Here is a 10650-nt window from a genome sequence, read left to right as displayed (position 1 = left end):
TCAAACCTCCTGCCGCTGACGCACAATAAACAAACGTGGACGCAGCATGGCGAACAGGTGATAGAGCGCGAGTACCGCGATGGCCATCCCGAGCGGCCACCAGAACAGATCGCGTTTGGGTTGGTGGCTGAAGGTTTGCACTTGGTGCGGGGTGAGTTGATCGAGGGTGCTGTAGACCTGAGCCAGGGCATCGCGATCTTCGGCACGGAAGAACTTGCCACCGGTGGCTGTGGCAATCTGCTGCAAGCCTTGCAAATTGACCTTGGCTTCGCCCTCGGCGCCCGGGTCGCCGATGCCGATGGTGTGGATCACTACGCCTTTGGCAGCAGCCATTTGTGCTGCGTGATCCGGTGTGATGGCGCTGCTGGTGTCGTTGCCGTCGGTGAGCAGAATGACGACTTTTTCCTGTTCATGGGCCTGGTCCAGCAGCTTCAGGCTCAGGCCTATGGCGTCACCGATTGCGGTGTTGGGCCCGGCCATGCCGATGCCGGTATCGTCCAGCAACAGCGACAGGCTGGCATGATCGAGGGTCAGTGGTGCCTGCGGGTAAGCGCCGCTGCCAAACACGATCAGGCCCAGGCGATCCTCTTTGCGTTTGTCGATAAAACCATGCACCACGTCCTTGACCGCTGCCAGGCGATTGATCTTCTGGCCGTTGGCATCCGTGAAATCGGTGGTTTCCATGGACTGGGAAATGTCGATGGCGAGCATCAGGTCGCGCACCGGTTGCTGGCGCTCGATAGGTTTTTCCACGTACACCGGGCGGGCGGCCGCCAGCAGCAACAGCGCCCACACCAGCAGATTGAGCAGCAACTGCCAGTGGTTGGTGCGAGTTCCGGCCTGGCTTGGCGCCTGGCCAACCGCACGGCTCATGGCGCCGAAAAACGGCACCCGGACCGCGCTGCGAGCTTCGCGATAATCAGGCAGGTAGCGATAACCGAGCCACGGCAAGGGCAGCAGCAATAACAGCCACGGGTATTCAAGCTGCCACATGATGCCGCTCCACCCAGAGTTTGCAGGTGTCGAACAACTGCTGGCGTTGTTCGGGGGGCAGGGCGCGCAACACCGCATCCGGTGCATAGGCAAGCAGGGCCAGTTGCTGACTGAAATCGGCGGGGAGTGGCTCTTTACTGTGCCGTTGCAAAAAAGCCAGCCAATCCTCTTTTCCAAGCGCAGCAGGCCCCTGTAGGAGCATGGCTTGCCCGCGATGAACGATGACGCGGTTGGTCTGGGGGACCGAGGCGTCTGCATCGCGGGCAAGCCTCGCTCCTACAGGGTTTGTGCGGGGCATTGAGATGGCCACGCGCTTGAGCAGTTCTGGAAGCTCGCGCAATGCGTTCAGGTCATCACTGCGCTTTTGCAACTGCGCCAACCGCACCAGGGCTTCACGCCGATAGCGATCACGCCGCCAATGCCAGTAATGCCGCGCACTCAGCAGCACAACTGCAACGACCAACAGCGCCAGCAACACCCACCAACCCAACGTCTGCGGCGCATAACTGACCGGTGCCGGCAAGGCGATTTCCTTGAGCTGCTCGATGCCCGGAATATTCGGGTTCATCGCCGCGTCCCCGACTGCTTGCCCAACTCGGCGCGCAATTGTTCGTGAGCTTCAACGGCGGTGCTGAACATCATCAGTGGCACCTGACTGCGCTGCAGCAGCGTGGCCACATCCTTAAGCCGGCCGCTGAGAAAGTCGCCCAACGGCTGGTGCACCTGACGGCGTTCCACCGCCAGTTCAACCTGGAGCTGGCCTTGGGTGATCAGCAGCCGGCCATTTTTCGGCAGATTCAAGGCCAAGGGATCGTAGACCTGCATGGCGATCACATCGTTGTGCGCCGCAAGCTGCCGCATCAGCTGCAAGGTTCGTTCGCCGGCACCGGCAAAGTCACTGACGATGCAGATCAGGTGATCGTGACCGGCCACGGCCAGGCACTGTTGCAAGACCTTGTCGAGCTGGTCTTGACCTTCAGCGTCCGGGTTGGCGGCATTCAACGCCTGATTCTGTTCGGCGATGCGGCTGCACAACGCTTCGATGCGTTTGCGGCTACGCAGCGGCGCGATGCTGTCGATGCGCCGGTCGTTGAACACCAGCCCGCCGACCCGGTCGCCGGCGTTGAACACCATCCACGCCGCCAGCGCGCCCAGCTCGGCGGCGACCGCGGATTTGAAGCTGCGTTGCGAACCGAAGAACATGGACATGCGTTGATCGACCAGGATCAACGCCGGGCGATCGCGCTCTTCGGTGAAGGTGCGCACCACCGGTTTGCCGGTGCGCAGCGAGGCGCGCCAATCGAGGTGTCGTAAATCATCCCCCGGCTGATAGCGTCGCAGCTCATCGAAGTTCAATCCGCGACCGCGCAAGCGCGACGCGTGATTGCCGGCCAGAATACTGCCCTGCGGTTGGCGGGCAGCAAAACTCAGGTCGCGAGCCTTGAACTCCACGGCCATCAATTGCGCCAGAGAAACGTAGACCCGCCCATCAGCATTCATGCAGGAATCGCGACTTTATCGAGCAAACGGTCGAGCACTTGATCGGCAGTCACTCCATCGGCCACCGCGTCGTAGCTCAGTTGCAGGCGATGACGCAGCACTGGGTGCACCACGGCGCGTACATTATCCGGCGAGACGAAGTCCTGGCCTTGCAACCACGCATCGGCCCGGGCGCAACGGTCCAGGCCGATCCCTCCGCGAGGGCTGGCACCGATGGCAATCCAGCGGCCGAGGTCGGCGTCGTAATCGGCCGGGTGGCGCGTGGCGTTGATCAGGTCGATCAGGTAGCGGTCGATGGCGGGGGACACGTGCACCGCACTGACTTCCCGGCGCGCGGCAAAGATCACCTCTTGCGACAGCTCGAAGCCTTTGACCGCGGGGGCTTTGGCGCCGAGGGCCTGTTCTTCCTCACGCAGCAGGCGCAGTACCTGGCTTTCGTTTTCCGCGCTCGGGTAATCCAGCAGCACTTTCATCAGGAAACGGTCCATCTGCGCTTCCGGCAGCGGATAAGTGCCTTCCTGTTCGATCGGGTTTTGGGTGGCAACGACGATGAACAGTTCCGGCAAGGCATGGCTGTTGCAAGCCACGGTGATCTGCCGTTCTTCCATGGCTTCGAGCAACGCGGCCTGGACTTTGGCCGGGGCGCGGTTGATTTCGTCGGCCAGGATCAGGTTGCCGAACAGCGGGCCGGGTTGGAACTGGATCTGGTTTTGCCCGTCGACCTGATGCAGCACCTCGGCACCGGTGATGTCCGATGGCAGTAAGTCCGGGGTGAACTGGATGCGGCTCATCTTCGCGTCCAGGTGCTTGGCCAGCGCTTTTACCGTGCGGGTCTTGGCCAGCCCGGGCAGGCTTTCCAGCAGCAGGTGCCCGTTGGCCAACAGGCCGAGGAGGATTTGCCGGATCACCTGGTCCTGGCCGAGCACTGCTTCGGCGATGCTGGCTTGCAGGGCGTTGAGGTCATTGAGCGCAGTCACGCGGCCTCCTAGAAAAATGCCAGTGTCATGTTGACGGCGATGCCATTGCCTTCCGGCCGGTTCTTGGTGTCGAACTCCGGCACCCAGCGCAGGCTCAGGTTGGCTTCGGCGTCGGCAAACTTGCCGGTCCAGCCCACGACAGGACCGGCGCCCACCGAGCGCCCGCGAAAACCGCTGGTGGCGCTGCCGCTATCGTCGTTGATCTGCTGGATGTAACCGGCGGCCACACCGGCAGCCCAGCCATTGCCGAAGCCGTGGGTCCAGAGCGCGTCGAAGGTGAATAGATCGCCGTTCTGGTAATCCGTGGCGTCGTTTTCGCTGTAGAACTCCAGACCGCTGGACAGCGTAAACTCGCCACCTTTGCCATCCAGATGAGTGAACGCCACGGTAGGCATGAAGGTGTAGGTGTTCTGCCCGGGGTTGGCCAAGCGGTCGTCGTTATAGGCGCCGGTCGGCAAGTAGATCGGCAGCGAGAACGAGATGTGGTTGACCTCGTCGAAGTGATAGCCGGCGGCGATCGGTGTCACCAGCATGTCGGCAAACTGGGTGCCTGTGTCTTCTGTCCCCAGGGTTCTGCCGCGAGGACCTGTGATGTTGGCGGTGACGTCGGTGTACTGCACGGGCACGCCGATGGCCGAGGCGTAGTTCCAGCGTCCCTTGCCGGTATCCCAGACATGGGTGAAGTTGGCCATGGTGTAGGAAACCTTCATGTCCAGCCCGGTACTCAACGCGCCGACAATCGGCACTTGGGTGTTGCCCTTGAGATCGCCGTCATACCAGATGCTGGTCAGCGACATGACCCAGCCCGGTTCGGGCGGCACGATCCCGGCATTGGAAAAAACCTGCTGCCCGGTGATCGGCCGGCCGACGCCGCCTTCAACGGCCAACACCAGCGGACTGCCGCCGATCATGCACAGCGCCAACAATGGGCGCACAACACAGGGCTTGATCATCACTGACTCCGCTTATTGATCTTGTTGGTTGACGGGTGTCAGCAACGGCATTTTCCATTGGCCGCTGTTGACTTCCGGTTTCGGCAAGTAGAGGCGCAATACGCCATAGAACGGGCCGTTCGGTGCTGGCAGCCAGTTGCTTTCCAGCTCTTTGGCCGGTGCCTTGTTTTGTATGTAAAGGGTCAGGCCGCCGTCCGCGTCGAGCTTGAGGTCCGGCAGCATGCGCGAGTTGATCAGGTAGCGATTGAGCGGATTGGCCACCAGCAGTTTGTTCCTGCCGTCGTACATCGTCAGCGACCAGAAAGCGTCGGCCGGGGGCAGGGCACCTTTATCGAAATGCAAGGTGTAGTCGTGCTTCGAGGCATCGACAGGGTGGTTGTCCTTGTCGACGAAGTAACCGATGTAATTCGCCTCTTCAGCGGAATTGCCGAATATCCCCATGTTGGCGCCCGCGTAGCGGTACAGGTAGTTGCCCTTGAGGTGGTCGCGGGTGCCAAAAAAATCGCCGCTGGTGACTTCGTGGGTATCGACTCTGCTTTTCTTGAATTGGGCGAACTCTGCTTTCGCGTCAGCGATGCCATCTTCCAGGGCCTGGCGTTGATCGGCGCTCAGTTTGCTCAGGTCGAATGGTTTGCCGGCTTCGATGCCAATGGTTTTGAAACGTGCAAGAAGATCCTTTTCAACGTCCTGGGGCGGGGTGAAGGCCAGCATGAAATTCAGGTAGCGGAACAGGTCCGGGGTGTCGCTCATGGTCGGCGCGGGTTTGGGCCAGGCGATTTTCGCCGGGGCCGGCGGCGCCTTGTGCTTGTCGTAATGACTCAGGGTTTCGACCTTGTAACCCTTCTGGATCTGCTTGACCTTGGCCAAGTCCGCGTCGTCGAACAGCTGGGTGCGATACAGCGCGTAGGCGATGTTGCTTTCACTGCGCAGCAGCCGATCGATGTTCAACGGTTGCTTACCCTGCCAGTCGGGGCCGGCGATCATGAAATGGCCACCGTTATTGCCAGTGCTGCGGGTGCCCAGGTAGGCGAAGTTTTGCGTATAGGCGTCAATCAGCTGCACGGAGTAATAACGGTGCTCTTCGACGGGCGGAAGCGTCAGTACCAGCGGTTCTGCGCGCAAGTCCATCCACACGAAGGAGTAGGGCGTGTCAGCATTTGGCGTGACGAACGCGGTGTCCTTGGCGGTAAAGGCCTTGGCGGTGTTGCCGATCTGATTGAACGGTGCCTTGTAGTTCGCGCTCGTCTCGTCTACGGCCTGGGTGTAGAGCGTCTTGTACATCTCCACCACCGGGAAACCGTATAAATAGGCTTCCTTGGCGATGCCTCTTGCTTGTTCCGGGGTGGCTGTGAACTCGGCCCAGGCACTGGTGCTCAGCGCCAGGGTCACTACGGTCAACAGCACGTTACGTTGATTCATCATGCGTCCTTGTTGCAATCGCGGGCGTTATTCCACGTTTGTGATGTCGTCGAGTTTCCAGCTTTTGTCGAAATAGGCCTCGGTCGGCGCGTACAGACGGAAGTAACTGAACCAGTGCTTGCCCGGCAGGGTTTGTACCCAATTATTCTCGAAGCCTTTTGGTGCGGTCGGGCCGAAGTACAGGTCGACGGACCCATCGGCGTTTTTCTTCAGGTCCTGGCGCGAGGAGAGGTCGGCCTTGCGCTGCGGATTGTCGATCAGGCAGCGACTGTCGATGTCGTACACGGTCATCGACCAGAATTGCTTGGCCGGAGGATTGGCGCCGACGTGCAGGCGATAGTTTTTCCCGCCGTCGAGCCATTCACCCTTGGCGTCGGTGTAGGCGCCCAGGTAGGTCTGACCGAGGCCCGGGGTTTTCGAGACCATGCCTTTGGTATTGGTGACCGCTTCGTAGAACCACGCACTGCGTTCCCACAGCTGGTCGTAATAGGCCACGCGTTGCGATGGCTCGGCGATGTTCAGCACCGTGTCCCATTGCCGATCAGGCCAGTACTGTGCATCCGGGAAACGCTTGGCGAAGGTGTTGGCCTTGGCGATCAGCTCACCGACCTGTGCCCCTTGCTCAAGTGCCTTGCGCTGGTTGTCATTGGGGTTGAACGGCTTGTCTTTCTCGATGCCGAGGCTGGCGAGCATGGCCATGTAAAAGCGGTCGCGTTCGTTGACCGGTTCTTTCTGGATGATCTGGTGCAGGCGCTGCCAATACGCCAGGCCGCGTGGCTGGGTGCCGGACCAGGCTTTGCCGCCGGGAGTGAGCAGTTTGGTCTTGGTCGGCTCGGCACGTTGGGCGTAGGGGTACATCTTGAATTGTTCGACCAGTGCCTTGCCCTTGGCCGGGTCCGGATCGAGCACACGAAAACCCACCAGCACGTTCATGGTTTCCGATTTGGCCAGGTAATACTTGCCAGCATCGGCCGGCGGCTCGGCGCCCGGTGGCAGCACCAGGTATTTGCCGCCCTTGCCTTTATCCGGGCCGGTCTGGCCCATGTCGATGATCGCCCGCTGCCAGAAATCACCGATGCCGCCCGCCGTTGGGCCTGACGGCAATTCAATGACCAGCGGCCCGGTTTCATTCAAATCGACAAAGCCCAGGATATACGGCGTGGTGGCATTGGCGGTGATCACACCGAGCTTGTCTTCGTAGCTGTTGAGTACCATCAGGTCGCCACTGTGGGCGCCGAGTTTGTCGCGAAACTCTGCCTGCCATTGCGCGTAAGACACCAGTGGTAAGGCCCACAGGTAACTCTGGGTGGCCTGCTGGAAATCCAGTTCAGCGTACAGTTTGGCGACGGAGTCGTGGGCCGGCAGCTCGCCTTCCATGCTGATCTTGCCGATTCGCGTGTCCAGCTCCTGCGCACCGACCCCACAACTGACGAACATGGTCATCAGGCTGAAACCGGCGGCGCGAAGTGCAATGTGCATATAAAAATCCCTATTTGCCGAACGTGACATTGAGGCCGGCGTACAGCGTGAATTTCGGCAGGCCATCACCTTTGTGATCGACGGTCCACTGCGGCTCGATGAACGCGTTGAGGATATTGGAACCGGACTTCCAGACTTTGCCGCCACCCAAACCGAGTGGGATGTAGTGGGTGTCGTTTTTCAGGTCGAAGGTCCAGGTACCGGTTGAACGCAGGTACCAGCCTTTTTCCAGGTTGTGAATGATGAAAGGCTGCAAGGTTGCGCTTTCGACGTGGGGCCGGTCGCTGTCACCTGCGAAAGAGCTCTGGTATTGCACCAGCGCACCCAAAAGGCCCCGGGGCGAGGAATCGATGGCGACGGCGGCCAGACCACCTTGCCATTTGCCGGTGCCGAGCTCGTCCTGATCGGCGGTGGGCGCGGTGATCATCGGGCCAACACCCAATTGCACACCCTCGGTCTTGAGCAGAAAGATATCGAACAGGTTGAGGTCGCCCTCACCGGTGCTGTAGCCGCTGCTGGGGTCGGGGCGAGTGCTGATCGGCGCAGTGGCACGTATCAACTGCGGGACACCGATGAAGTCGTTGGGCGCAATCGGCAGCGTGCCACGCACCAACAGATCGTTGGTGTGGATATTGGAGTCGTAAAACTTCGGGGTGTAATAGTCCTGCAGACTCATCCCCGGTGCGATGTTCAGGGGGTTGTTGCTTTTGTTGGCGGTCTCGGCGTCATCCGCGTGCGCGTAAATAAAAGGCACGAACGAAAACGCCAAAAGAAAGGCGTGCTTCCCCAATGTGTTTGACATGATTCCCCCGGCTCCCTGGTGGCTCACTTGGATGACTCGGCACTTGATGGCCGTTACTGCGTAATCCCTTTCCTTCAAGCCCGTAGGACACGTCCTTGAAGGTAGCAGCAATATGAGGGAAATCCAGCCAAAAGTGTTAACTATTTAGTTTTTTGTACAAGTTTTTTGATTTTCTTGTGTACTAAAAAGTTAATAAAAATCAGTGGGTTGAAGGCGGGCGGGGTTGCTGGAACTAGAAAACCCGCAGTCTGTAATGAAACAAACGGCGGGTTTCACGGACGTTGTAGTTCAGTGTGAATCAGGGCGGGTCGAGGTTGTCCAGCACCCGGTTGACTGCCAGCTCCCCGAGCATGATCGATTGCTGAATCCCCAGCAGCGTATTGCTCTGCGAGCCTTGCAGATATCTGGCGAAATCACTGGCCATGACATTCGCCGAGGCCAGCGATTCACAGGCATATGCCAGCAGGGTTTGATTGTCGATGTCGGGGGCGATGAGGAAGATGTTGCTGGGTTGGTGGGGAGATTGGCTGGAGGTGTCTGGATCGGTGTCCGGTGGAGTTGAGCTCGATTTGGTCATGGCAACGTACCTCTAAAAGTAGGGGGCGCAACCATCTCGCTACTAAACGAAAGGGTGGCAGCTATGCGCAAGTTAGTAGACCGGTACGTTGCCAAACCCGGTGCACCCGAAGATGCCATGCGCACAGCCGCCATCAAATACAGGTGAATACCTGACCAGATGACACTCATGCAACCGTTAGCAACAAGCCGGGCTACTAAACCCGGTCACTGACAATCAGCGACGCCAATCAAGTTACCGACGGCCTCTGGGACGCACAAGCCGGCGGATTCTGGCGTAGTTGTAGGCAATGCCGCAAGGCGCTGTAGCCTCCCGGAAGCTGGCATTTTGATGCAAAACATCACGCTCACTGACGCTGAGCAAAAGTAAGCGGTTTAGCAGAGGTAGAGCCCGTCGGAGATCACGTCCACTCGGGACGTGATCATGCCAGCGCATCATGGCAACTCACTTGAAAATGGCTCAGGACTGCTTGCCCTTGCCAAACGCCCGCTCTTCCTGCTCCCGCAATTCCGGCGTCAGCTCTGCACCGAAATCCTCCATTTCAAATACCTGGCGAATCTCGATTTCCGATTCGGTGCCGGGCATTGGGTTGGGGCAGCGCTTGATCCATTCGACTGCCTCTTCTTTTGATTTCACCTGCCATAGCCAGAAACCGGCGATCAGTTCCTTGGTTTCGGCAAAGGGGCCGTCGATGACCGTGCGTTTATCACCCGCGAAGCGCACGCGGGCGCCTTTGCTGCTCGGATGCAGGCCTTCGCCAGCGAGGAGGATTCCGGCCTTGGCCAGTTCTTCGTTGTAGTTGCCCATGGCGGTCAGCAGTTCGGTGCTGGGCATGATGCCGGCTTCGGAATCCTGGCTGGCTTTGATGATGATCATGAAGCGCATGGTGGTTTCTCCGCATGATTTGAACGATTCGCTTAATGGTCGAATGGTGAGGACGCAAATCGACAGCGCGTCCAAAAAAACTGAAAGAACCTTAGGCGCGGCATTGCGATGCGTAGCGATTATTTATGTAACACCGCGATTCCCTGTGGGAGCTGGCTTGCCAGCGATAGCAATCGGCCGGTCACAGCGGTGTTGAATGTACGGCCGTCATTTCGGGCAAGCCCGGCTCCCACAGGGTTTGGTGGTGACTGGCAAAGCAATACTTCACGATTTGTATCCGGGGTAGGTCACCGGGCCATTTCGTGGTTAACTTCGACCTCTTCAAAATTCTCTACCACAACGTTCAGAAGGACTCCGTTCATGGCTCAAGTCACTCTTAAAGGCAACCCGGTTCAAGTCAACGGCCAACTGCCTCAAGCCGGTTCCAAGGCGCCAGCCTTTTCTCTGGTTGCCGGCAATCTGTCCGACGTCACCCTGAAAGACTTTGCCGGCAAGCGCAAAGTGCTGAACATCTTCCCAAGCGTCGACACCCCGACCTGCGCCACGTCCGTGCGCAAGTTCAACGCCCAGGCCAACGATGTCGCCAACACCGTGGTGTTGTGCATCTCCGCCGACCTGCCATTCGCCCAGGCGCGTTTCTGCGGTGCCGAAGGCCTGGAAAACGTCCAGAACCTGTCGACCCTGCGCGGTGCCGAGTTCATCGAAAACTACGGCGTGGCCATCGCTGACGGCCCACTGAAAGGCCTGACTGCCCGTGCCGTGGTGGTTCTGGACGAGAATGACAACGTGCTGCACAGCGAACTGGTCAAGGAAATCGCTGAAGAGCCGAACTACGAAGCAGCGCTCGCTGCCCTGAAATAAGCATACCTTTACAAAGTTTAACGCCTCCTAATCTCCACAATGCTGTTCAGTTAAGAGATAGAGCGAGTAATCAGTAACCTGTGGAGGGGGAGCTTGCCGGAGCGCCGCATCGTCCCGCTGGACCGCTTAGCAGTCCCATTTTTGGGGCCGCTTCGCGCTCCAGCGGGAGCAAGCTCCCTCGCCACAGGTGCAGTGTTCGTCCTT

Annotated in this window: 11 protein-coding genes; 1 reads left to right on the top strand and 10 read right to left on the bottom strand. The window is 59.3% G+C overall.

Going from position 1 to position 10650, the window contains the following annotated elements; translation table 11 throughout:
* The 10 genes from D8U73_RS20825 to D8U73_RS20780 all read right to left on the bottom strand — a co-directional run bounded on the left by D8U73_RS20825 (window position 1) and on the right by D8U73_RS20780 (window position 9585).
* The gene (locus D8U73_RS20825) at window positions 1-993 is read right to left on the bottom strand and encodes a VWA domain-containing protein (protein ID WP_130905648.1); all 993 of its coding nucleotides are present in this window, start codon (window positions 991-993) and stop codon (window positions 1-3) included.
* On the bottom strand, window positions 980-1561 hold the full coding sequence (locus tag D8U73_RS20820) for a DUF4381 domain-containing protein (protein ID WP_130905647.1): 582 nt from the start codon (window positions 1559-1561) through the stop codon (window positions 980-982). The genes D8U73_RS20825 and D8U73_RS20820 overlap by 14 nt, the downstream gene beginning before the upstream one ends.
* Entirely contained in the window at window positions 1558-2493 is a 936-nt protein-coding gene (locus tag D8U73_RS20815) for a DUF58 domain-containing protein (RefSeq protein ID WP_130905646.1), read from the bottom strand. The genes D8U73_RS20820 and D8U73_RS20815 overlap by 4 nt, the downstream gene beginning before the upstream one ends.
* Complete coding sequence (locus tag D8U73_RS20810) at window positions 2490-3470, bottom strand: MoxR family ATPase (RefSeq protein WP_130905645.1); 981 nt, start codon at window positions 3468-3470, stop codon at window positions 2490-2492. The genes D8U73_RS20815 and D8U73_RS20810 overlap by 4 nt, the downstream gene beginning before the upstream one ends.
* Before the next feature lie 8 nt (window positions 3471-3478).
* Complete coding sequence (locus D8U73_RS20805; protein ID WP_130905644.1) at window positions 3479-4423, bottom strand: transporter; 945 nt, start codon at window positions 4421-4423, stop codon at window positions 3479-3481.
* A gap of 12 nt (window positions 4424-4435) precedes the next feature.
* Complete coding sequence (locus tag D8U73_RS20800) at window positions 4436-5842, bottom strand: DUF1254 domain-containing protein (RefSeq protein ID WP_056855503.1); 1407 nt, start codon at window positions 5840-5842, stop codon at window positions 4436-4438.
* Between the two features lie 27 nt (window positions 5843-5869).
* Window positions 5870-7321 carry a DUF1254 domain-containing protein gene (locus D8U73_RS20795; RefSeq protein WP_130905643.1) on the bottom strand — a complete coding sequence of 484 codons (1452 nt, stop codon included), beginning with the start codon at window positions 7319-7321 and terminating at the stop codon, window positions 5870-5872.
* Between the two features lie 10 nt (window positions 7322-7331).
* Complete coding sequence (locus D8U73_RS20790) at window positions 7332-8123, bottom strand: hypothetical protein (RefSeq protein ID WP_056855502.1); 792 nt, start codon at window positions 8121-8123, stop codon at window positions 7332-7334.
* Between the two features lie 298 nt (window positions 8124-8421).
* On the bottom strand, window positions 8422-8700 hold the full coding sequence (locus tag D8U73_RS20785) for a DUF6124 family protein (protein ID WP_130905642.1): 279 nt from the start codon (window positions 8698-8700) through the stop codon (window positions 8422-8424).
* Between the two features lie 459 nt (window positions 8701-9159).
* Entirely contained in the window at window positions 9160-9585 is a 426-nt protein-coding gene (locus tag D8U73_RS20780; RefSeq protein WP_130905641.1) for a YciI family protein, read from the bottom strand.
* Between the two features lie 360 nt (window positions 9586-9945).
* On the opposite strand from D8U73_RS20780, the gene tpx reads away from it, so the two are divergent.
* Entirely contained in the window at window positions 9946-10446 is a 501-nt protein-coding gene (tpx, locus tag D8U73_RS20775; RefSeq protein ID WP_056855499.1) for a thiol peroxidase, read from the top strand.
* Window positions 10447-10650 lie beyond the last annotated feature (204 nt).

This window comes from Pseudomonas sp. Sample_22, from assembly GCF_004307635.1.
Taxonomy (GTDB): Bacteria; Pseudomonadota; Gammaproteobacteria; order Pseudomonadales; family Pseudomonadaceae; genus Aquipseudomonas.
Note: the sequence above shows the minus strand (reverse complement) of the source record. Positions and strands in the feature narration are given on the sequence as shown.

What these genes read in the sequence shown, in the direction of transcription:
- D8U73_RS20825 (WP_130905648.1), bottom strand. Translation starts at nt 993, where the DNA reads ATGTGGCAGCTTGAATACCCGTGGCTGTTATTGCTGCTGCCCTTGCCG.
- D8U73_RS20820 (WP_130905647.1), bottom strand. Translation starts at nt 1,561, where the DNA reads ATGAACCCGAATATTCCGGGCATCGAGCAGCTCAAGGAAATCGCCTTG.
- D8U73_RS20815 (WP_130905646.1), bottom strand. Translation starts at nt 2,493, where the DNA reads ATGAATGCTGATGGGCGGGTCTACGTTTCTCTGGCGCAATTGATGGCC.
- D8U73_RS20805 (WP_130905644.1), bottom strand. Translation starts at nt 4,423, where the DNA reads ATGATCAAGCCCTGTGTTGTGCGCCCATTGTTGGCGCTGTGCATGATC.
- D8U73_RS20800 (WP_056855503.1), bottom strand. Translation starts at nt 5,842, where the DNA reads ATGAATCAACGTAACGTGCTGTTGACCGTAGTGACCCTGGCGCTGAGC.
- D8U73_RS20795 (WP_130905643.1), bottom strand. Translation starts at nt 7,321, where the DNA reads ATGCACATTGCACTTCGCGCCGCCGGTTTCAGCCTGATGACCATGTTC.
- D8U73_RS20790 (WP_056855502.1), bottom strand. Translation starts at nt 8,123, where the DNA reads ATGTCAAACACATTGGGGAAGCACGCCTTTCTTTTGGCGTTTTCGTTC.
- D8U73_RS20785 (WP_130905642.1), bottom strand. Translation starts at nt 8,700, where the DNA reads ATGACCAAATCGAGCTCAACTCCACCGGACACCGATCCAGACACCTCC.
- D8U73_RS20780 (WP_130905641.1), bottom strand. Translation starts at nt 9,585, where the DNA reads ATGCGCTTCATGATCATCATCAAAGCCAGCCAGGATTCCGAAGCCGGC.
- tpx (WP_056855499.1), top strand. Translation starts at nt 9,946, where the DNA reads ATGGCTCAAGTCACTCTTAAAGGCAACCCGGTTCAAGTCAACGGCCAA.